Genomic DNA, 22,507 nt, shown 5'->3' on the forward strand with positions numbered 1-22,507 from the left:
CCAATGACTGCTGCCGCCTCCATCACCCGTGACGCCCTGCTGGCGCAGATGCGCCAGATCGTCGGCAGCAGCCACGTGCTGACCGACGAACAAGCCACACGGCGTTTCCGCAAGGGCCACCGTACGGGTGAAGGCAACGTGCTGGCGGTGGTGCGCCCAGGCTCCTTGCTGGAGCAGTGGCGCATCCTGCAGGCGGCAGTAGCGGCCGACCGCATCGTCATCATGCAGGCGGCCAACACCGGCCTGACCGGGGGCTCGACTCCCGATGGCGACGACTACGACCGCGAGATCGTGTTGATCAACACCCTGCGCATCACCGGCGTACAGTTGATCAACGGTGGCGAGCAGGTGGTGTGCCTGCCCGGCGCCACCCTGGATCGCCTGGAACAGGCATTGGCGCCGCTGAATCGCGAACCGCACTCGGTGATCGGCTCGTCCTGCATCGGCGCCTCGGTACTCGGCGGCATCTGCAACAACTCCGGCGGCGCCCTGGTGCGCCGTGGCCCGGCCTATACCGAGCTGGCGCTGTATGCACAGGTTAAAGATGACGGTTCGCTGGAACTGGTCAACCACCTGGGGATCGAGCTGGGCAACGATCCGGAGGAAATCCTCACCCGCCTGCAGAGCGGCGACTACACACCGCAGCAGGTGCGCAACGAAGAGACGGCAAAGGCCTCCGACGCGCGCTACGGCGAGCACGTGCGCGACGTCGATGCCGACACTCCGGCGCGCTTCAACGCCGACCCATCGCGCCTGTTCGAGGCCTCCGGTTCGGCCGGCAAACTGTGCCTGTTCGCGGTGCGCCTGGACACCTTCCCGAAAGAGCCGAGCACGGTGTTTTATATCGGCAGCAACGACCCGCACGATCTGACCGAAGTTCGCCGCCACCTGCTGGCCAGGCTGCCGCGCCTGCCAATTGCCGGGGAATACATCCACCGCACCGCCTTCGACATCGGCGAGAAATACGGCAAGGACACCTTCCTGGTGATCGACAAGTTCGGTACGTCCAAGGTGCCGGCTGCCTTCGCCATGAAGAGCCGGGTCGACGGCTTCTTCGAACGTTTCGGCCTGCGTGGCGTGACCGACAAGGTCATCCAGGCCCTGATGAACCTACTGCCCAGCCACCTGCCGCCACGCATGCGCGAGTACCGTGACCGTTTTGAGCATCACCTGCTGGTGCGTGTATCCAACGACACGTTGGAACAGACCCGCAGCTTCCTCAACGAGTACTTCGCCAACAGCACCAGCGGCGCCTATTTCGAATGCGATGCCGATGAGGGACGCAAGGCCTTCCTCCATCGCTTCGCCGTGGCCGGTGCCGCGATCCGCTACCGCGAGTCGCACCGCAGCAGCGTCGAAGACATCCTCGCCCTGGACATCGCCCTACGCCGCAACGACCGCGACTGGGTCGAGACGCTGCCGGCCGAGATGGAAGAGCGGATCATCCACAAGCTGTACTACGGGCATTTCTTCTGCCATGTGTTCCACCAGGACTATATCGTCAAGAAAGGTAATGACCCGCTCGCCATGGAACATGCCATGTGGAAGCTGCTGGACGAACGCCGCGCCGAGTATCCGGCCGAGCACAACGTTGGCCATCTCTACGTGGCCAAGCCGGCATTGGCCGGCTTCTACCGCGAACTCGACCCGACCAACACCTTCAACCCCGGCATCGGCCACACCTCGAAGAAGAAGCATTGGGGCAATTGCTGCTAAGACGCTGAATCCGCTATTACGGATGTGGGAGGCGCTTCAGCGGCGACGTTCGCGGCTGAAGCCCCTCCCACAATAGTTCTGCTGCACCGTAGCCCGGATGCAATCCGGGGCAACCTGACGCTGACTTCCCGGATTGCATCCGGGCTACAAACGCAAAGGCCCGCCGATTTGGCGGGCCTTTGTGCTTACGCGGCAATCGATCAGGCGAAGACGATCTCCTCGCCGTCCACCTTGGCATGCACCGTCGCGCCCGGGGCGAAATCGCCGGCGAGTATCTGCTGTGCCAGCGGGTTCTCGATCCAGCGCTGGATCGCACGCTTGAGTGGACGCGCGCCGTACACAGGGTCGTAACCGACAGCGATCAGCTTGTCGAGCGCCTCCGGCGTCAGCTCCAGGCTCAGCTCACGCTCGGCCAGACGACTACGCAGGCGCTGCAGCTGAATCTCGGCAATACCGGCGATCTGCTCGCGGCCCAACGGTTCGAACACCACCACCTCGTCGATACGGTTGATGAATTCCGGACGGAAGTGGCTGCCCACCGCATCCATCACCGCGGCGCGCTGCGCTTCCTTGTCGCCCACCAACTCCTGGATCTGCGCCGAGCCGAGGTTGGAGGTCATCACAATCACGGTGTTCTTGAAGTCGACGGTGCGCCCGTGGCTGTCGGTCAGGCGGCCGTCTTCAAGCACCTGCAACAGCACGTTGAACACGTCCGGGTGGGCCTTCTCCACCTCGTCCATCAGCACCACCGAATACGGCTTGCGACGCACCGCCTCGGTCAGGTAACCGCCTTCCTCGTAACCTACGTAGCCGGGCGGTGCACCGATCAGGCGAGCGACGCTGTGCTTCTCCATGAACTCGGACATGTCGATGCGAACCAGCGCCTCTTCGGTGTCGAAGAGGAACTCGGCCAGCGCCTTGCACAGCTCGGTCTTGCCCACCCCGGTCGGGCCGAGGAAGAGGAACGAGCCGCTCGGCCGGTTGGGGTCGGCCAGGCCGGCGCGCGAGCGGCGCACCGCGTTGGCCACCGCGACCACTGCCTCGTGCTGGCCAATGACGCGCTGGTGCAGCAGGTCTTCCATTTTCAGCAGTTTCTCGCGCTCGCCTTCGAGCATCTTGCTCACCGGGATGCCCGTCCACTTGGAAACGACTTCGGCGATTTCCTCATCGGTAACCTTGTTGCGTAGCAGCTGGTTCTCAGCCTTGCCGTGCGCATCGACCATCTGCAGACTACGCTCCAGATCCGGAATGATGCCGTACTGCAGCTCGGCCATGCGATTGAGATCGCCCTTGCGGCGCGCGGCTTCCAGTTCGGTCTTGGCCTGCTCGATCTTCTGCTGAATCTGCGCCGAGCCCTGCACCTCGGCCTTCTCCGACTTCCAGATTTCCTCCAGGTCGGCGTATTCCTTCTCCAGCTTGGCGATGTCGTCCTCGAGTTTCTCCAGGCGCTTCCTGGTGGCCTCGTCGTCTTCCTTCTTCAGCGCCTCGCGCTCGATCTTCAGCTGGATCAGGCGGCGGTCAAGGCGGTCCAGCTCCTCGGGCTTGGAGTCGATCTCCATGCGGATGCGGCTGGCGGCTTCATCGATCAGGTCGATGGCCTTGTCCGGCAATTGGCGGTCGGTGATGTAGCGATGGCTGAGCTTGGCCGCGGCGATGATCGCGCCATCGGTGATGGTCACACCGTGGTGCACCTCGTAGCGCTCCTTCAGGCCACGCAGGATGGCGATGGTGTCCTCCTCGCTCGGCTCGTCCACCAGCACCTTCTGGAAGCGTCGCTCCAGCGCAGCGTCCTTCTCAATGTACTGACGGTATTCGTCCAGGGTGGTGGCACCAACGCAATGCAGCTCGCCGCGCGCCAGCGCCGGCTTGAGCATGTTGCCGGCATCCATGGCGCCCTCGGCCTTGCCGGCGCCGACCATGGTGTGCAGCTCGTCGATGAACAGGATCACCCGCCCTTCCTGCTTGCCCAGCTCGTTGAGGACGGCTTTCAGGCGCTCCTCAAACTCGCCGCGGAACTTGGCGCCGGCAATCAGCGCGCCCATGTCCAGCGCCAGCAGGCGCTTATCCTTGAGGCCATCGGGCACCTCGCCATTGACGATGCGCTGGGCCAGGCCCTCGACGATGGCGGTCTTGCCCACGCCGGGCTCGCCAATCAGCACCGGGTTGTTCTTGGTGCGCCGCTGCAGAACCTGAATGGTGCGACGAATCTCGTCGTCACGGCCGATCACCGGATCAAGCTTGCCCTCTTCGGCACGCTTGGTCAGGTCGACGGTGTACTTGTCCAGCGCCTGGCGCGACTCTTCGGCGTTGGGGTCGTTGACCGCCTGGCCGCCGCGCAGGTTGGCGATGGCATTTTCCAGGGCCTTCTTCGACACGCCCTGGCCGAGCAGCAGCTTGCCCAGCCTGGTGTTCTCGTCCATGGCGGCGAGCAGCACCAGCTCGCTGGAAATGAACTGGTCGCCGCGTTGCTGTGACAGGCGGTCGGCCTGGTTGAGCAGACGCGCCAGATCATGCGACAGGTTGATATCGCCGGTGGGGTTCTGCAGCTTGCCGAGCTGATCCAGCTCGCGGGTCAAACCTTGGCGCAGGCTATTGATGTCGAAGCCGACCTGCATCAGCAGCGGCTTGATCGACCCACCCTGCTGTTCGAGCAGCGCCTGCATCAGGTGCAGCGGCTCGATGGCGGCATGATCCATGCCCACCGCTAGGGATTGGGCATCAGAGAGTGCAAGTTGCAGCTTGCTGGTCAAACGATCGATACGCATATATGTCCTTCCTCCAGAATGGCGGGCCGGGACTACATCCCCGAAAAAAGAAACTCGCTGAGATGCAGACTAGATAAGGACGATTACGCCGTATTCAAGAGACAACGAGTTGACCCAGATCAGCGCCAGATCACCTGCTGCTCCAGCGGAAAGCGCAGGCGCGGATTGTAGACGCCCTTCTCGCCCTGCCCCCCGACGGCCAGCAGCATGATGGGGATGGCCTGGCGCGGGATATCCAGCACACGACGCAAACGCGGCTCGTCGAAGCCTTCCATCGGACAAGTGGCATAACCATGGCTCTGGAAGGCCAGCATCAGGTTCTGCGCCGCCAGCGCGGTGGATTTGACCGCCCACAGGCGCATGTCGGCCTTGCTGTTGGGCGTGCGCATCAGCGGCTTGCGCAACGCCATCAGCCTTACCAACTGACGCTTGAACAGCCCCAACAGGCCCAACGGCCCCTGGTTGTACTGAAACGGCGCAGTCTTACTGTAGAAGTGGCGGATGCGCGCCGGCACGTCGGCCTCGGGCCACTGCTCGATGATGTTCTGGCAGGCCTGGCGCCAGGTATCCGGGCGCGCCAACACGGCGATGATCAAGGGTGCACGGGCGGCGTTCTGGCTCATGCATACCGGGTGCAGTTGCGCCAGCAGCGCCGGATCGCGAATCACCTGAAAACTCCAGGGCTGCAGGTTGCAGGAACTTGGCGCCAGCACGGCCAGCTCTAGGCAATCGCGAATCACCGCATCCGGCACCAGCTCAGGGGTGAAACGGCGCACTGAACGGCGACTTTCAATCAGTGCACGCAGCTCGCCTGGTGAGGCCATGGCAGGCGGTTGCTCGTGGGGAAAGCTGGTCATGGGCGTACTCCTCGGCAGGTCGGCCGATTAGGCAAGCGGATGACGATGAGAACAAGGGGGCAAGGGGAAATGGCCGGGAATTTGGCCGATTAGCCTCACCTGCGCCCAGAATAGCGAGCGCAGGCGTTGCTACTTCACAGGCCCAGGGCTTTTTCGATGGCCTGGATCAAGGCCGGATCGTCCGGCGTGGTGCGCGGCGAGAATCGCGCCAGCACGCGGCCATCCTCGCCGACCAGAAACTTCTCGAAATTCCAGGTGATGTCACCTGGAGACTCGGCGCCCTCGCCCGCCAGCAGGCGATACAACGGGTGCCGACCTGGGCCATTGACCTCCAGCTTGCTACCCAGCGGAAAGGTCACGCCATAGTTGAGGCTGCAGAACGAGCGGATCTCGTCCTCGCTGCCCGGCTCCTGACCGGCAAACTGATTGCAGGGCACGCCGAGCACGGTGAAACCATTGCCCTTGTATTGCTGATAGAGCTTTTCCAGCCCGGCGTATTGAGGTGTCAGGCCGCATTTGGAGGCGACATTGACCACCAGCACTACCTGCCCCTTGTAGGGCGCCAGCGGCAGCTCCTGACCGTCCAGCGCGCGCAGATTGAGATCGTGAAAGGCACTCATGACGAACTTCCTCGGCGAATCCAGTACAACGGGCGCAAGGCCCGTAAACCTTCAAGGCGGCCGCGAATGAGCACGCCTACGTAGTACATGAAAAAGGCGCCGTGAGGCGCCTTGATCGCAAGCTTGAGCTTAGCAGCGGTTGCTCCGCTCGGAACGACCGCAAGTCGCCTGACAGACGACTCAGTGGTGGTGACCACCTTCGCCATGAATGTGACCATGAGCCACTTCTTCTTCGCTGGCGTCACGCACACCTACGACCTTGACCTTGAAGTTCAGGCGCTGGCCGGCCAGCGGGTGGTTGCCGTCGACGGTCACGTCGTCGCCGTCGATGTCGCGGATGGTGACGATCTGCATGCTGCCGTCCGGGCCCGAAGCGTGGAACTGCATGCCCACTTCCAGGGTATCGACACCTTCGAACATGGCGCGACTCAGGGTGGCGACCAGCTCGGCGCTGTATTCGCCGTAGGCTTCTTCCGGCTCGACGGAAACGTCCAGCTCATCGCCGGCTTGCTTGCCGACCAGAGCCTTCTCCAGGCCGGCGATGATGTTGCCGGCACCATGCAGATACACCAGCGGCGCGCCGCCAGCGGAGCTGTCGATCACCTCACCGGCATCGTTGGTCAGGGTATAGTCGATGGAGACGGCCTTGTTGGCGGCGATCAGCATGGGGAGACCTTTTTGCAAAAGAGAAATGAATGGGTAAGTTTAACCAAGGCCGCCCACGATTGCGACCCGAACCCGGACAAACGGGCTGTGCGTATCGTTGATTTTCGTCAGGACGAGCACGGCGACTGGGTGGCAGTCTTGTCCTGTGGTCACACTCAGCATGTGCGCCACCGACCACCCTGGCAGAATCGGCCCTGGGTACTCGACCCCGAACAGCGCCAGGCCAGACTGGGCAGCCCCTTCGGCTGCGGCTGGTGTGCCGGGGAGCGGTCGCACGATGAATTCAAGGAAATCTAAATGCCTGCACGCAACATTCTGGTGATCAACTGCGGCAGTTCGTCGATCAAGTTCGCCTTGGTCAACGAAGCCCAGGAGCACTTCCCCCTCAGTGGCCTGGCCGAACGCCTGGGCAGCCCCGAAGCCATCCTGCACTGGCAGCAGGGTGATGAGCGCGACAGCCTGGTAATTGCCGGCGCCGACCATCGCCTGGCGCTGTCGCACCTGCTGCCTATCGTGCGGCGCGTCGCCGCTGGCGAACTGCATGGCATCGGCCATCGCGTGGTACACGGCGGCGAGTATTTCTCCGGGGCCACGCGCCTGGACACTATCAGCCTGCAGGCTATCCGCCAGGTCGCGCCGCTGGCGCCCCTGCACAACCCCGCCAACCTGCTGGGCATCGAAGCGGCGATGAAGCTGTTTCCCGGCCTGATGCAGGTTGCCGTGTTCGATACCGCCTTCCACCAGAGTCTGCCCGAACACGCCTATCGCTACGCCGTACCGGCCGCGCTGTACCGTGAGCATGGTGTGCGCCGCTACGGCTTTCATGGCACCAGCCATCGCTACGTCAGCCACAAAGCGGCACAGATGACCGGTCTGCCGCCAGAGGCCAGTAGTTGGCTGGTGGCCCACCTGGGCAATGGCTGTTCGACCTGCGCTGTGGAGAACGGCCACAGCCGTGACACCAGCATGGGCCTGACCCCGCTGGAAGGCCTGGTGATGGGCACACGCAGCGGTGACGTCGACCCCAACCTGCACAGCCACTTGGCGCGCACCCTGGGCTGGAGTCTGGAGCAGATCGACGCCATGCTCAACAAGGACAGCGGCCTGCTCGGCCTGTCCGGCCTGTCCAACGACATGCGCACCCTGGAACAAGCCCGCGAACAGGGCCATGCCGGCGCCACGCTGGCCATCGAGGTGTTCTGCTACCGCCTGGCCAAGTCGCTGGCGGCGATGAGTTGTGCGCTGCGCCGGCTCGACGGCCTGATCTTCACCGGCGGTATCGGCGAGAACTCGGCGCTGATCCGCAGCAAGACGCTCGACCACCTCGGCCTGCTCGGTTTTACCCTCGACCCTGCGGCCAATGCGCGCTGCATTCGTGGCGTCGCCGGTGCCATTCACGCCGACGGTCACCCGCGCGTACTGGTGGTACCCACCAATGAAGAGCGGCAGATCGCCCTCGATACCCTTGCCCTGCTCGACTGAGGCTATTTCATGCATACCTTTTTCATCGCCCCCACCGGCTTCGGTGTCGGTCTTACCTCCATCAGCCTCGGTCTGGTCGGTGCGCTGGAGCGCAGCGGCCTCAAGGTCGGCTTCTTCAAACCCATCGCCCAGCCACATGCCGGCGACCTCGGACCCGAGCGTTCCAGCGAGCTGATCGCCCGCACCCACGGTCTGAACTCGCCCAAGCCGCTGCCGCTCAGCCATGTCGAGCGCATGCTCGGCGATGGCCAACTGGATGAATTACTGGAAGAGATCATCAGCCTCTATCAGCAGGCCGCCGCCGACAAGGACGTGGTCATCGTCGAAGGCATGGTGCCGACGCGCCACGCCAGCTACGCCGCGCGGGTCAACTTCCACCTGGCCAAGAGCCTGGATGCCGACGTGATTCTGGTCAGCGCACCGGAGGATGAGAGCCTCACCGAGCTGTCGGATCGTATCGAGATCCAGGCGCAGCTGTTCGGCGGGCCGAAGGATCCCAAGGTACTCGGCGTGATTCTCAACAAGGTGCGCAGCGAAGACGGCATCGAGGCCTTCGCCGAACGCCTGCAGGAGTTCTCACCCTTGCTCAAGACCGAGGACTTCCGCCTGCTCGGCTGCATTCCCTGGCAGGACGAGCTGAACGCACCACGCACCAAGGACATTGCCGAGCTGCTCGGCGCACGCATCCTCAATGCCGGCGACTACGAACAGCGGCGCATGCTGAAGATCGTGCTCTGTGCCCGCGCCGTGGCCAACAGCGTGCAGTTGCTCAAGCCCGGCACCCTGGTGGTCACTCCCGGGGACCGCGACGACATCATCCTCTCCGCCAGCCTGGCGGCGATGAATGGCGTGCCGCTGGCCGGTCTGCTGCTGTGCAGCGATTTCGCCCCGGATCCGCGCATCATGGAGCTGTGCCAGGGTGCCCTGGCCAGCGGCCTGCCGGTGATGACCGTCAGTACCGGCTCCTACGACACCGCCACTCACCTCAACCGTCTGAACAAGGAAATCCCGCTGGATGACCGTGAACGCGCGGAAAAGGTTGCCGACTTCGTCGCCGGGCATATCGATCACGACTGGCTGACCACCCGCTGCGGCACGCCCCGCGAGCTGCGCATGTCGCCACCGGTGTTCCGTTACCAACTGGTGCAACGGGCCAAGGCAGCGGCCAAGCGCATTGTCCTGCCCGAGGGTAGCGAGCCACGCACCGTTCAGGCGGCCGCCATCTGCCAGGCACGCGGCATTGCCCGCTGCGTGCTGCTGGCCAAGCCGGAAGAGGTACATGCAGTCGCCCGAGCACAGGGTATCGAGCTGCCGGAAGGTCTGGAAATTCTCGACCCGGACCTGATTCGCGGTCGCTATGTCGAGCCGATGGTCGAACTGCGCAAGGGCAAGGGCCTCAACGCGCCGATGGCCGAGGCGCAGCTGGAGGACACCGTGGTGCTCGGCACCATGATGCTGGCACTGGACGAAGTGGACGGCCTGGTGTCTGGCGCCATTCACACCACCGCCAACACCATTCGCCCGGCGCTGCAGTTGATCAAGACTGCACCGGGTTACAACCTGGTGTCCTCGGTGTTCTTCATGCTGCTGCCGGATCAGGTGCTGGTCTATGGCGACTGCGCGGTAAACCCGGACCCGAATGCCGAACAACTGGCGGAGATCGCCCTGCAGAGCGCCGCCTCGGCGCAGGCCTTCGGCATCCCGCCGCGGGTGGCCATGATCAGCTACTCCACCGGCGACTCCGGCAGCGGTGAGGAGGTGGAAAAGGTACGGGCCGCGACCCGCCTGGCTCGCGAGAAACGCCCGGATCTGCTGATCGACGGCCCGCTGCAGTACGACGCCGCGGCCATCGAGAGCGTCGGGCGGCAGAAGGCGCCGAACAGCCCGGTAGCCGGTCGTGCCACGGTGTTCGTGTTCCCTGATCTGAACACCGGCAACACCACCTACAAGGCGGTGCAGCGCAGCGCCGAGTGCATCAGTGTCGGGCCGATGCTGCAGGGCCTGCGCAAGCCGGTGAACGACCTGTCGCGCGGTGCGCTGGTCGACGACATCGTCTACACCATCGCACTGACGGCCATTCAGGCGGCCGATCTGCCGAACTGAAGCGCCTGCCGGGCGCGCCGTGGCGCACAGGCGTTGCCTGCGGCGCGCTCGGCGCCCCACACCACGGCACCCACTGGTCATGGCTGGCACTTGCAGGTCAGTGCACAACCGTTACCCTTGGCGCCGAACCCGCTCGCTGCACGGAACGCCGCAGCTGTTTCGACTGATACGGGGCGCGCAGAGAAAGCCCCTTTCTCAGGCTGCCCGCCGGACGTGCAGCCTGCTTATGGAGGCGTTCGCCCGATGCTGCACTTTCTTCCCGCGCCGCTGCGCGGCCTGATCGCAAGCCTGCTGCTGGCTCTCAATACCCTGTTCTGGTGCTGGCCGCTGTTCTTCGTCGCCCTGCTCAAACTGCTGCTGCCCTTCGCGCCGATCCAGCGCGCGCTGCGCTTCGTCATGCACGGCATCGCCGAAAGCTGGATCGGTATCAATAAATTCTGGATGCGCCTGGTTGGCCACATCGAGTGGAAGGTTCAGGGGCTGGAGCACTTCGATACGCGTCATTCCTATCTGGTGACCAGCAACCACCAGAGCTGGGTGGACATCCTGGTGCTGCAGTACCTGCTCAACCAGCGCATGCCGCTGCTGAAATTCTTCCTCAAGCAGGAGTTGATCTGGGTACCAGTGATCGGCCTGTGCTGGTGGGCACTGGAGTTTCCCTTCATGAAGCGTTTCAGCAAGGAATACCTGGCCAAGTACCCGGAAAAGCGCGGCCAGGATCTGGCCACCACGCGCAAGGCCTGCGCGCGTTACAAGACCAATCCCGTGGCGGTATTCAACTTCCTCGAGGGCACCCGCCTGACTCCGGCCAAGCATGCGCAGCAGCAATCGCCGTTCAAGTACCTGCTCAAGCCCAAGGCCGGCGGCATCGCCTTCGTGCTCGACGCGATGGGTGAACAGCTGCATGCCATCGTCAATGTCACCATTCACTACCCACATGGTGTGCCGGGCTTCTGGGACCTGCTCTGTGGCCGCCTGGATACCGTGCAGGTGATTTTCAAGCAGGTCGATATTCCGCGCGAATTCATCGGCCGCAACTACGATCAGGACGACGACTACCGCCTGGCATTCCAGCAGTGGGTCAACCGTCTGTGGGAAGAAAAGGACGCTGAGCTCGCCAGCCTGCACCGGCAAGCCTGAAGCGCGCCTGGCCCGTCATTCACTGCGCGGCAGGGGCACCTTGCTCCAGTCCAGTAGCGCCGGTACCTGCATGGCGCTGCTGGCCGACACACCCGGCGCCACCAGAAAGCCCTGCATGATGCTGCAGTGGTGGCGCGTCAGCCACTCACGCTGGGCCTGGGTCTCGACGCCTTCGGCGATGACCTCAAGGCCCAGATGGCGCCCGAGATCGATGATGGTGCTGACCACCGCCGCGTCGCGCGGTGAGTCGAGCATGTTAGCAATGAACAGGCGGTCGATCTTCAGCGTATCCAGCTCGAAATGACGCAGATACGCCAGTGACGAGTAGCCAGTACCGAAGTCGTCGATGGCGATCTTCACCCCCAGCTCAAGCAATTGATCAGGCGGGTTTCTTCGAGCAGCGGTATGAACACGTTCGGCGCAACGGTACCCACGACACGATGCTGCCAGCGCAGCAAGGCCTCGAAGCCGCGCAGGCGGCCGCTATTGAGATGGAGCTGGGGCTGATAGACCAGCACGAAGTCATCGTTCTCGATGGCGTGACGCCACCGGCCCACTCAGGCTGGCATCACCGCTCTCAAGGCTGCGCTCAATGGCCTGACGACGGATCGCCTCGCTGAACATGTCGAAACCAAGTACGCGCCGGTTACGCCAATCCAGAGGACTGACGTAATCGATGGGCAAGTAGTACTCGCGCTCCCCCCTCGGGAAACACCTGATAATCGAGGTGCTCATCCGCTTTCAGCTCGGCTCGGCTCGAAAATCGTCCAACTGCGCGTGGCTCAGGTAGCGCGACCAGGCGACGGCCTGTATTCCCGGATAACGATCCTGCAATTGCAGCTGATCCAGTGCCCGCTCCCACTCGATGGGAGAAACCCGGTCACTCCCGTTCATCAGCCCCGAAACGCCACGCAGGACCATTTCATAAGCCTGCATGCGCGCCATCACTCGCTGACCAATATCCTGCGCCTCAAGCGCAAAGCGATGCTGACTATCTTCCCGCTCACGTTCCTGCAGGGTATTCCACTGCCAATAAATCAACCCACCCAGCGCGATAAACAGGCCAAGTGCAGCCAGCAGCGGTATCCAGGGCCTTGGCGTCCACTCGACAGCTCTGTCGTCCATTCGCGCTCCCTCGGTCATCCAGAACCAACGCACACGGGGCATCCGCGCGCGGACATCACAGAACCACAGCAAGCATTCTAGTCAGGTTTTGAATGAGTGGCCTTTGACCACAAAGGACACGACGGGCGGTCACGAAGGTTGTCGGAAACGCCCTCTAGCGCCTCGCCGAAAGACGTCAGCAACAGTGCTTGTCAATCAACATGAAAAAGCCTCCCAGAGGGAGGCTTCGTTCAACGCAATGCGGCCTTAGAGCGGACGCAGGTTGATCTCGACACGGCGGTTCTGCGCACGGCCAGCATCGGTGGCGTTGCTGGCAATCGGCTGGCTCGGCCCGGCACCGTATGCCGAGATGCGCTGCCCCGGCACGCCGTTGGCAGTCAGGTAGTTGGCCACGCTCTGAGCACGACGCTGCGACAGGCTCTGATTAAGCTCCAGGGAGCCGGTGTTATCGGTATGACCGACGATGTTCACGCCGTTCTTGTTGAACTCCTTGAACACCAGCACCAGCGAATTGAGGGTCGGGTAGAAGCTGCTGGAGATATCCGCCGAGTTGCTGGCGAAGGTGATATTGCCCGGCATGATCAGTTTCAGATCATCGCCGTTGCGTTGCACCTGCACGCCAGTGCCCTGCAGGGTCTGGCGCAATTTGGCCTCCTGGGTGTCGACGTAATAGCCGTAACCACCACCGGCGGCGCCACCGACGGCAGCACCGATCAGCGCGCCTTTGGTGCGATCCTTTTTGCTAGAAGTCGCAGCACCGATCACCGCACCGGTCGCGGCGCCGATGCCGCCATAGATGCCAGCTTTGCCGGCCTGACTTTCGCCGGTATAGGGGTTGGTGGTGCAGCCAGCCAGCATGGCCATGAGCGCAGTTGCTGCGATCAGATTGCGTCTGGTCTTCATAGGGATTCCTTAGGATTTCTTCTGGTATCGGGCAGACATGCCACAATCTTCGAGCCGCCAAGGCGCGGTGAAGTTCCGCCCTAGCTTATCAGCCCGGGCGGATAGGGACTGCGATCCAGAGCAGTTCTGCCCCGTACACGCGCGTTACTGCATACCTGGCAGCGGTCGCAGTATCACTTCGACACGGCGATTCTGCGCACGGCCTTCAGCGGTGGCGTTGCTGGCTACGGGCTGATCCGGCCCCATACCACGGGTACTCAAGCGACTGGGGTCGACACCCTGCGCCAACAGATAGTCGGCCACGCTTTGCGCGCGACGCTGCGACAGCTCCATGTTGTAGCTATACGAGCCGGTGCTGTCGGTATGCCCGACAACCTCGATGCTGTTCTGGTTGTACTGGCGGAAGGAATTGGCCAGGTTGTTCAGCGGCTGATAGAAGCTGCTGGCGATCTGCGCCGAGTCGGTAGCGAAGGTGATGTTGCCGGGCATGATCAACTGAATCACATCGCCTTGGCGCTGCACCTCGACGCCGGTGCCCTGCATGCTGCGGCGCAGCTCCTCTTCCTGCTTGTCGGCGTAGTAGCCATAACCTGCCGCTGCGGCACCGGCCACGGCCGCGCCGATCAGCGCGCCCTTGCCGCGGTTGTCATGGTTGATCAGCGCACCGGCAGCCGCGCCGGCCAGCGCACCGATACCACCGTAGGTGGCGGTGCGGTTGGAGCTCGGTGCGCTCTGATCGTAGGGGTTCTGCGAGGCGCAACCGCCAAGCAGCAGCGCAGAGGTGCAAAGGGCAATAACAGGCAGGCGAAACATGAAGGCGTCTCCATGAACGGTGGGTGATGGCTCTTTGAGTCATCACGCCGCCATTAGTGCCCTCTCACGCGCGAATAAAGGGGTTCTCGCGCATCTCATCGCCCAGGCGAGTGTCCGGGCCATGGCCGGTAACCACGGTGGCATCCTCGTCGAGGCTGTACAGGCGCTGCTTGATCGAACGCTCGATGGTCGCGTAATCACCGCCCCACAGATCGGTACGGCCGATACCGCGACGGAACAGAGTGTCACCGGCGATCAGCAGCTTGGCACCCTCGAACCAGAAGCTCATCGAACCCGGCGTGTGCCCTGGCGTATGCAAGGCCACGCCGCAGCCACAGGCCAGCTCCTCGTCATCGGCCAGCCATTTGTCCGGCGCCGGCACGGGCGTGTAAGGCACGCCGAACATGCTGCACTGCATCTCCAGATTGTCCCAGAGGAACTGATCCTCCTTGTGCAGGTGCAGCGTGGCACCGGTCTTCTCCTTCATCTGCCCCGAGGCAAGGAAGTGATCGAGGTGCGCATGGGTGTGGATGATGCTCACCACCTTGAGGCCATGAGCCTCCAGCCGCGCCATGATCAGATTGGGATTGCCACCCGGATCGACCACGATGGCCTTCTTGGTAATCGGGTCGCCGATGATGGTGCAGTTGCACTGCAAGGGGCCGACAGGGAAGGTTTCGCGGATCAGGGCGGGGCGTTCGACAGAGCTCATCAGGGAACCTCATTTCGGTAATCGCCGGGAAGTTTACCGGTCCATTTGCGGAATGCACGGCGGAAGTTGGACGGATCGCTGAAACCCAGCAACTGGGAGATTTCATGCAGCGGCAAATGCGTGGCGGTCAGGTACTGCAGGGCCAGCCGTTTGCGCCCGTCGTCGAGCACCTGCTGATAGCTGGTACCCATCTGCGTCACGTGCCGGCGCAGGCTGCGGCCGCTGGTGTGCAGGGCGCTGGCGGCGCTTTCCAGGTCGGGGAAGTCGCCGGGGCGCGTCAACAACAGGCGTCGCACCCGTGTGAGTAGGCCGTCCTGCACATCTAGTCTGGCCAGCAGCGCTTCGCACTGTTGCTCGCACATTTGCACCGTGGCCGGGTTGGCCAGCGCCATGGGCCGTTGCAGGTAATGCCGGGGTAAACGCAGCCAGTGATGGGGTTGTTCGAACTGCGCCGCTATGCCGAACACCTCGACATAGCGCTCGGCATACTCCGGCGCGGGATGAGCGAAACCGACGGCCAAGCCCTGCAGCTCTTCGCCCAGGAGAAAGCGCGCAATTGTGTGGATGCTGGTCAGCAGGCCTTCGGCGGTAAAGCGCGATTGCGGCCCCATGGGGAAAGACTCGACGGCGCGTAATTCAATGTCCTCGCCCTGCTCCACCAGTTCCAGCTCGAAGGACAGACCAAGCACGCGATAGTATTTCAGGGCGAACTGCAGAGCCTTGCCCAGGTTGGCGCTAGACAGCACCGCGTAGCCCAGAATGCCGTGGGTGGAAACGTTCAAACGCTGGCCCAGTACTAGGGTCTGTTGCCATTTCGCGCTAACCCATTGATCTACAAGAGCAAACCCGTATCATTGAAGCTCTGACCCAACATCGATACGAGCTTGCAATGCCCCGATTACTGCTCAGCGATGAGCATTGGTCGAAGCAGTGGACGCCCACGGCTTACCCATCGAGTTTGAAATCACGGGAGGTCAAATCAATGACTGTACTCAGGCACCCGGATTGATTTCCAAGCTCCCGGCGGCAGAAACCATCGTTGCGGATAAGGGCTATGACAGCGAGAGAATCCGAGAGCAGGTTGAGCGACAAGGGGCCAAGGCCGTGATCCCGAGGAAGCGTAGCTCTGTGAAAGGCAACGCGGATCTGGACAGAGGTCTATACCGAAATCGCCACCTGGTGGAAAACGCCTTCGCCCGGCTGAAGCACTACCGGGCGGTGGCCTCTCGATTCGACAAACTCAAGAGAAATTACGAGAGCGTGGTGGCCATGGCCTGTGCCTTCCTATGGTTGCCCATGTAAAACGGCAACACGCCCTAGATGCGTTCCAGGCATTTCCTGTGAGGCACACATCAGCGCAGCAGGCCGAGCCCCTTGGCCCGCGCCACCGCCTGAGTACGCCGCTCGACGCCAAGTTTGCTGTTGATGTGACGGGCGTGGGTCTTGACCGTATGCAAGGAGATGAACAGACGCTCGCTGATCTCCTGATTGGAACAGCCACGCGCGATCAACTGCAGCACGGCCAACTCGCGGCCACTGAGTTTTTCCGCCAGGCCGCCCGCCTCTACGACCACCTCTTCGTCCGAATCCCGGCTGCCTGGTAACTGCGCGAGCAGCGCGTCGCACAGCGGACACGGCGGACGCAACTGCAGACGCTCGCGCAGCCAGCGTGGCTGATGCTGCAACAGCTCGATGAAAGGCAGCAGCGCACCGCCCTGAGCGAGATCCAGGCAACTATCGAGCTGCTGCTGCGCCTCCCGCTCTCGCCCGGTCTGCTTCAATAGCTGAGCAAGCTGCGCCTGCGCAGCCAGACCGACCAGTTGACCACCCAGCCCCTGCGCACGCTGTTGCAACGCACGCAGACGACGCTCTGCATGCTCCAGCCCGCCCTGCAGGCGCTCCAGCGCCGCCTGCTGCAGATCGATATGCAACGCCAGTTGCGGGTGAAACTCCGGCGCCAGCGCACGCCCCTGCTCACCATAGGTTTCCGCCAACTGAGGTAGCCAGGCGGCAGCCAACTCGACCTGTCCTTGCCGCAGCCACAGCTCACACTTGATCAGCGTGATCATCGCCAGGTAATAGATCGCCGGCACATCCCAGACATGCATCAAGCGCTCAGCCTCGCCAAGCAGCGCAAACGCTTCGGCTGGCCGTCCATCACGCCCTTCCAGGCTGGCCAGCACGCAATAGCCAATCAACGCACCGACGTCGCGGCAAGCCCTGGCTTCGGCAATCCCCACTCGTAAGCGCTCCACGGCCTGAGGCTGCAGACGCAAACTGAGCAGATAGCCCTCATAAATCGTCAATCGCGCCCGCACCGAGTAATTACGCTGTGCCGGCAAACGCTGCACCAGCAGCAATCCCTGGTGCACCTCCTCTTGCGCGCGCAGCACCTCACCACGGGCCTGCAGCACGCGGGCACGCTCGTAGTGAGCAAGCGCCTCGAGCAGAGGGTTGTCGATACGCTGCGCCAGCTCCAGGGCGTCGCGGTTCAGCCCACGCGCACGCCACAGATCGCCACGCACCATGGCCAGGTTGGACAACGCCGACAGGCACATGAAGTGCGGGCCATAACGCTCCGCCGGTAAACCGGCCAAGGCCTCGCTGCATTGCCGTTCGGCACGCACACCATCGCCACGGCCACGGGCGATGACCCCATCGAGCGCCTGCCATTGCGCCAGCAGGCTGCGCTGGGCGGCAGGCTCGGCAGCCGGCAGGAAGCGTGCGAGCTGATCAAGCAGCTCTTGGGCGGCATCCAGCTTGCAGGCCAATGCCAGTGCCCAGCCATAGAGCATGATCAGTCGTGGCGTGCTGGCCAGCAGATCGTCCGGCAGATTGGTTTTCCAGCGCAGCAGCATGGCGATGTTCTGTTCCGCCAGCATCTGCTCCTCGGACAGGTTCTGCACCAGGCTGGCGGCCACGTCTGCCTGCCCCGCCAGCAGCGCCTGCTCGATGGCGGCATCCAGCATGCCTTGCGCAGTGAACCAGCGACAGGCACGCAGGTGGGCGCTACCGTGCGAACGACTCAATCCGTCGGCAGAGCGCGCATTGAGCAAGTCGGAGAACAGGTGGTGATAGCGAAACCAGCGGCCCTGCTCGTCGAGCGGCACCAGAAACACCTGATTGGCCTGCAGATGGCGGATGATCGCGGCGCTGTCATGGCTGTCACGAACCGCATCGCACAGCTCAGCGCAGAAGCGCTCCATGCAGGCGGTTTCATAAAGGAACTGTTGCACCTCGGCGGGCTGTCGCTCGATGACTTCCTCGCGCAGGTATTCACGTATCAGCCCTTCACCGCCGTGCAGTTGAAGCACCTCGCCAGCTTCCGCCAGTTCCTCGACAGCCAACAGCCAAAGACGTAAACCAGCGATCCACCCCTCGCTGCGCTGCAGAATCCCGCTGACCTGCTGCTGCTCGAGGCGCGCGCCCTGACTTGCCAACAGCGCGTCGAGCTCGGCAGCCGTCAGACGCAGATCCTGCTCGTTGAGCTCCAGCAACTGTCGCGACAGACGCAGGCGCGCCAGGTGCCAGTCAGGCCGCTGACGGCTGGTGACCAACAGCAGCACACCAGGAGGTAAATGGTTGAGGAAGAATTGCAGACAACGATCCAGCACCGGCCCCTGCGCCAGATGGTAGTCGTCCAGCACCAGCAACAGCGGTTGACCATCATCGAGTTGCTGGGTCAGCTCATCGAGTAAACCGTCGAGCCACTGCTCGAATGCGAAGGGTTGATGGCGCTGGCGCATCTTCAGCAGCCCGAGCGCTTCCTCGCCGAGGCCAGGGTAGAGCTGCTGCAGCCCGTTCAGGAGACGCTCGAGAAAGCGCCCCGGATCATGATCGCGCTCGCTCAGCCCGAGCCAGAGGCTGTGCCAGTGATCGGGTAGTCGTTCGCAGAACTCGATGGCCAGCGAGCTTTTGCCAAAGCCTGCTGGCGCACTGACCAGCAGCAATCGCCCTTGCAGACCCTTCTCAAGACGCTCGCACAGTCTGGGCCGCGGCATATGTCCTGCCGGCAGCGGCGGACGATAAAAACGCGCTTCCACCGGCGTGGCCGGCGCGCAGGGAAAACCTGGCGAGCGGGAGAGATCTGTCATCGGCCTATTCTTGGAAGTCTTCTATGTGCATCGGCGGGCTCGATCTGGACCCAGCCTAGCGACTTGCAATGGCCATTTGAAGCGCCCGCTACAGTCCGTAACGAAAAAGCCGGCACAAGGCCTAATGCTGATCAGATAAGTTCGTCACCACCCCCTCCTACTTGCAGTAGAGGGGGCGCTTTTCGTAGGAGCCAGCTTGCTGGCGATGCTTTTTATGGCGGATCGCCGGCAAGCCGGCTCCTACAAAGATCGAGTGCAACGGCTTAACTGACTGGCATTAGGCACAAGGCCGGCTTCATCGTGTTGCCTGAGGCAGGTTTTAGCGCACGCCTGCCTGGCGCAGCGCCGCCGGAGTGTAGTCGCTGCTGGATGCCTTGTAGTTGAAGTCGTAGGCTTGTTTCTCCTCGTTCTTCATACCCAGGGCCGAGTAGCGACCGGACAGCAGGTCGTACAGGGTTTCCACGGTGTACCACGGCACTTGCTTGTCGTAGTAGTACTGGGCATGCGCCTCAGCTACGCGCCACAGGGTGCCACGGCCATCGTAGTGGTCGATCAAAGCAGCTTGCCAGGTGTCCTCGTCGATGTAGAAGTCACGCTTGGCATAGATGTGGCGCTCACCCGACTTCAGGGTCGCAGTCACGTGCCATACACGGTGTAGCTCGTAACGAGTCAGGTCCTGGTTGATATGGCCAGCCTTGATGATGTCGGAGTACTTCAGGCTGGGCGAATCGAGCTTGTAGGCGTTGTAGGGGATATAGATCTCCTTCTTGCCTTCCAGTTTCCAGTCGTAACGATCCGGCGCACCGTTGTACATGTCGAGGTTGTCCGAGGTACGCAGGCCGTCAGCTGCGGTGCCCGGGCCATCGTAGGACACCTGCGGCGCACGGCGCACGCGACGTTGACCGGCGTTGTACAGCCACGCCAGACGCGGCTCTTTCACCTGATCGAGCGTCTCGTGTACCAACAGTACGTTACCAGCCAGACGCGAAGGCGCGGTTACGCGCTGCTTGAAGTAGAACAGGACGTTGCTTTCCTTGCTCGCATCGACGTCGGTCAGGGCATCGCGGAAGGTGAACTCTTCCTGGAAGTAGACCAGCGAGTAGGAACCATTCGGCTGCGGAGTCGCCTGGGTCACCAGACGACGCATGCTGCCACCGCGGTAGCGGGTAATGTGGTTCCAAATGACCTCCAGACCATCTTTCGGAATCGGGAAGGGGTTGGCCGTCTGGAAGTTCTCCAGACCGTTGCCGCCCGACACCATCCTGGTGTTCACCGCATTCTGCTTGGTCGCCTCGAGCACCGCGGCCGGCAGGCTGGCCGAACGGTGAGTCGGATAGACCGGCATCCTGTAGCTGTCCGGGTAGCGCTTGAACATGGCCAGTTGACCGGGGGTCAGCTTGTCCTTGTACTGCTCGGCGTTGGCCGCGGTGATGGTGAACAGCGGCTGCTCGTTGGCGAACGGATCGGCCAAAAAGCCACGCGGATCGACCGCGCCGGCATTGGTCGGCAGGCCGCCAGTCCAGGCCGGGATCGAGCCATCGGCATTGCCTGCCATCTCGGCGCCTACCGGAGTCAGGGTGTTGCCCAGCTTCGCAGCCTCGTCAGGCGACACTGCCGCCATCACGCTGGTCGCCAGCAGAGACAGGGTCAGGACACCGCTTTGCCACAGTTTTTTTGTTGTTTTCATTTGCATCATGATTCCTCGAAATTCCTGGCCGCTTAGAAGTTCATACCGAAGCTGAGAGCGACGAAGTCGCGGTCGACCAACGTGTTGTAACGACCATCAAAGAAGTTGGTGTAGGAGAGGCTGGTGGTGTAGGTGTTCTGGTATTCGGCATCGAGTCCGATGCTGATGGCCTTGGCGCCTTCGTTGAACACCGGCCCATAGCCGTCCACGTCATGGGACCAGGCTACATTCGGCTTGAGGTTGATACCGGCGAACACGTTGTTGTAGTCGAGGATGCCACGCGCCCGGTAGCCCCAGGAGCCGGAGGTGTAGAAGCCATGCCGGCCGTTCATGGCGATGGCGCTCGCATCGTTGTAACCGCCGTAGATCGGATCGCGGCCATAACGTACCTTGTCCAGGCTTTCCAGGCCACCGATGCGGGTGTAGCCGATCTCGCCGACCAGGGTCATCCGCTCGGCGCCGAGTACCTGATCGATGAAGTGGGTGAAGGTGGTCTGCAACTGGGTGACTTCCTTGCGGTTGTAACCTCGGTGCGCCTGCCCGGCCTGGGCCAGCGCCGCCGATACGTTGCCGACGGCCAGCGCACCGCCGATGCCGCTGGCCAACCAGCCGGTAGTGTCGACTGTATTGATCTGCAGCGGCATGTTCGGCCGGTAGCTGATCTCGCCCTGCCACGCGGTGCCGGTGGGCAGGGTGGTCGAGAAGCTGGCGCCATACAGGCGGATGTCTTCCGGGTAGTCCAGGAAGTAGCTGCCGGTTCCCAGCAGGCCCAGGGAAACGAATGGCGTCTGGAAAGCCGCCGGAAGACCTCCCGCGGTAGTCGCGATGGCGGCAATGGATGCCGCATCGGCATTGATGTAGCTCAAGTTCGGCGTGCGGCTATGGTAGTTGAGCGCATACAGGCCGTATTCGGCCTCGTCGCCCAGCCAGCGCAGGGCCACGCCCCACTGGCCGCTGTCGCGCGCATCGTTGTCTCCGGCACGGCGCAGCATGACACCCTCGGAGCTGCCGGCGGCTCCCACGGCGCCCAGGGCGCCGGCCAGTCCCGCGGGATAGCTCTGCACATGGTAGTTGCTGGCACAACCATCCTGCAGCACGTCGACGGCGAAGAAGGTACCGCAGTTGTCGACGACCGTCTGGTCCCACTCCAACTGGTAGAAGGCCTCGGCAGACAACCGGTCGGTCAGACTCTGAGCCACATAGAGCATATTGACCGGGATCAGGCCTTCCTTGACCTCGGCACCTGGGCGGCGGAAGGCGGCGACGTCGACCGGGTTGATCGCGTTGATGCCGTTGATGATGAAGGTGCTCTCACCCCAGCTCACCACCTGCTTGCCCAGACGTACCGATCCAGGCTGGTCACCGATCGCGTAGTTGTGGTAGATGAAGGCGTCGAGAATCTCGGCCCCCGATGACTGTGCTCCCTCCTTGCGGTTGCTATCGCTGATGTCCTTGAAAAGGCGGCTTTCGTCCTTCAGTTCGAAGTCATACCAGTACTTGCCGCGCACGAATACGCCGGTGTCGCCGTATTTAAGTTCAAGATCGTGGATACCCTTGAAGATCTTCGAGAAGGTCTCGCCGCGCTTGAAGTTCAGGCGGCCGTCGTCACCGGTCTGGGAGAAGCCGGTACCGCCATTGGACGAACCGATCAGGTCACGATCCCGTTTGGCGGTCGACCAGCTCGCCCCCACCGACAGCGACGAATCGAACTGCCCTTCGATCTCACCGATATTGAAAGTGACGCCGAATGCCGGAGCGGCAAGGGTGGAAGCGAGGCTGACGGCCAGCGGCAGTTTTGCCAGGCGCCAGTAGGGTTTTGTTTTG

The 22,507-nt window shown here is 62.7% G+C and carries 15 protein-coding genes and 4 pseudogenes; 6 read left to right on the forward strand and 13 right to left on the reverse strand.

The features are described 5' to 3' along the window. Positions 1-3: 3 nt before the first annotated feature. On the forward strand, positions 4-1,716 hold the full coding sequence (gene dld, locus N5J71_RS15160; RefSeq protein ID WP_279917166.1) for a D-lactate dehydrogenase: 1,713 nt from the start codon (positions 4-6) through the stop codon (positions 1,714-1,716). Positions 1,717-1,916: 200 nt separating this feature from the next. Here dld and clpB read toward each other — a convergent pair whose 3' ends face one another. From clpB to N5J71_RS15180, 4 genes are all read right to left on the reverse strand, one after another. After that, positions 1,917-4,481: an ATP-dependent chaperone ClpB gene (clpB, locus tag N5J71_RS15165; RefSeq protein WP_074855253.1), complete on the reverse strand. Its 2,565-nt coding sequence runs from the start codon at positions 4,479-4,481 to the stop codon at positions 1,917-1,919. A 119-nt stretch (positions 4,482-4,600) separates the two neighbouring features. Beyond that, the gene (locus N5J71_RS15170) at positions 4,601-5,338 is read right to left on the reverse strand and encodes a nitroreductase family protein (protein WP_279917167.1); all 738 of its coding nucleotides are present in this window, start codon (positions 5,336-5,338) and stop codon (positions 4,601-4,603) included. A gap of 134 nt (positions 5,339-5,472) precedes the next feature. After that, positions 5,473-5,958, reverse strand: a complete 486-nt coding sequence (locus N5J71_RS15175; protein ID WP_279917168.1) for a glutathione peroxidase — start codon at positions 5,956-5,958, stop codon at positions 5,473-5,475. 180 nt (positions 5,959-6,138) lie between these two features. Beyond that, on the reverse strand, positions 6,139-6,624 hold the full coding sequence (locus N5J71_RS15180) for an FKBP-type peptidyl-prolyl cis-trans isomerase (protein ID WP_108235101.1): 486 nt from the start codon (positions 6,622-6,624) through the stop codon (positions 6,139-6,141). An 87-nt stretch (positions 6,625-6,711) separates the two neighbouring features. Here N5J71_RS15180 and N5J71_RS15185 point away from each other — a divergent pair, with 87 nt between their 5' ends. The 4 genes from N5J71_RS15185 to N5J71_RS15200 all read left to right on the forward strand — a co-directional run bounded on the left by N5J71_RS15185 (position 6,712) and on the right by N5J71_RS15200 (position 11,349). Next, positions 6,712-6,921: a DUF3565 domain-containing protein gene (locus N5J71_RS15185; RefSeq protein WP_371254512.1), complete on the forward strand. Its 210-nt coding sequence runs from the start codon at positions 6,712-6,714 to the stop codon at positions 6,919-6,921. Then, positions 6,922-8,106, forward strand: coding sequence for an acetate kinase (locus N5J71_RS15190; RefSeq protein WP_279917169.1), 1,185 nt, complete (start codon positions 6,922-6,924; stop codon positions 8,104-8,106). Positions 8,107-8,115: 9 nt separating this feature from the next. Continuing rightward, positions 8,116-10,209 carry a phosphate acetyltransferase gene (pta, locus tag N5J71_RS15195; RefSeq protein ID WP_116617985.1) on the forward strand — a complete coding sequence of 698 codons (2,094 nt, stop codon included), beginning with the start codon at positions 8,116-8,118 and terminating at the stop codon, positions 10,207-10,209. Positions 10,210-10,452: 243 nt separating this feature from the next. Then, on the forward strand, positions 10,453-11,349 hold the full coding sequence (locus N5J71_RS15200) for a 1-acylglycerol-3-phosphate O-acyltransferase, YihG family (protein ID WP_279917170.1): 897 nt from the start codon (positions 10,453-10,455) through the stop codon (positions 11,347-11,349). Between the two features lie 15 nt (positions 11,350-11,364). On the opposite strand, the pseudogene N5J71_RS15205 reads toward N5J71_RS15200, so the two are convergent. The 6 genes and pseudogenes from N5J71_RS15205 to N5J71_RS15230 all read right to left on the reverse strand — a co-directional run. Next, positions 11,365-11,894, reverse strand: a pseudogene (locus tag N5J71_RS15205) (EAL domain-containing protein); the annotation flags it as partial. Beyond that, positions 11,872-12,516, reverse strand: a pseudogene (locus N5J71_RS22420) (CHASE domain-containing protein). The pseudogenes N5J71_RS22420 and N5J71_RS15205, both read right to left, overlap by 23 nt. A 204-nt stretch (positions 12,517-12,720) precedes the next feature. After that, positions 12,721-13,377 (reverse strand): YiaD family glycine zipper/OmpA-like lipoprotein, encoded by a 657-nt coding sequence (locus N5J71_RS15215; RefSeq protein WP_084340893.1) that lies wholly within the window; start codon positions 13,375-13,377, stop codon positions 12,721-12,723. 144 nt (positions 13,378-13,521) lie between these two features. Continuing rightward, entirely contained in the window at positions 13,522-14,190 is a 669-nt protein-coding gene (locus N5J71_RS15220; protein ID WP_004424484.1) for a YiaD family glycine zipper/OmpA-like lipoprotein, read from the reverse strand. A gap of 64 nt (positions 14,191-14,254) precedes the next feature. Then, on the reverse strand, positions 14,255-14,902 hold the full coding sequence (locus N5J71_RS15225) for an MBL fold metallo-hydrolase (protein WP_004424486.1): 648 nt from the start codon (positions 14,900-14,902) through the stop codon (positions 14,255-14,257). After that, positions 14,902-15,702: pseudogene (locus tag N5J71_RS15230) on the reverse strand (AraC family transcriptional regulator); the annotation flags it as partial. The gene N5J71_RS15225 and the pseudogene N5J71_RS15230, both read right to left, overlap by 1 nt. A gap of 127 nt (positions 15,703-15,829) precedes the next feature. On the opposite strand from N5J71_RS15230, the pseudogene N5J71_RS15235 reads away from it, so the two are divergent. Beyond that, positions 15,830-16,204 (forward strand): annotated as a pseudogene (locus N5J71_RS15235) (IS5 family transposase); the annotation flags it as partial. A gap of 50 nt (positions 16,205-16,254) precedes the next feature. Here the strand turns inward: N5J71_RS15235 and N5J71_RS15240 are convergent. The 3 genes from N5J71_RS15240 to N5J71_RS15250 all read right to left on the reverse strand — a co-directional run bounded on the left by N5J71_RS15240 (position 16,255) and on the right by N5J71_RS15250 (position 22,485). Then, the gene (locus N5J71_RS15240; RefSeq protein WP_279917171.1) at positions 16,255-18,996 is read right to left on the reverse strand and encodes a winged helix-turn-helix domain-containing protein; all 2,742 of its coding nucleotides are present in this window, start codon (positions 18,994-18,996) and stop codon (positions 16,255-16,257) included. Between the two features lie 319 nt (positions 18,997-19,315). Then, positions 19,316-20,683: a DUF1329 domain-containing protein gene (locus tag N5J71_RS15245; RefSeq protein WP_279917172.1), complete on the reverse strand. Its 1,368-nt coding sequence runs from the start codon at positions 20,681-20,683 to the stop codon at positions 19,316-19,318. A 32-nt stretch (positions 20,684-20,715) separates the two neighbouring features. Then, the gene (locus N5J71_RS15250) at positions 20,716-22,485 is read right to left on the reverse strand and encodes a DUF1302 domain-containing protein (RefSeq protein WP_279917173.1); all 1,770 of its coding nucleotides are present in this window, start codon (positions 22,483-22,485) and stop codon (positions 20,716-20,718) included. Positions 22,486-22,507 lie beyond the last annotated feature (22 nt).

Source organism: Ectopseudomonas oleovorans (genome assembly GCF_029845265.1).
Lineage (GTDB): Bacteria > Pseudomonadota > Gammaproteobacteria > Pseudomonadales > Pseudomonadaceae > Aquipseudomonas > Aquipseudomonas oleovorans.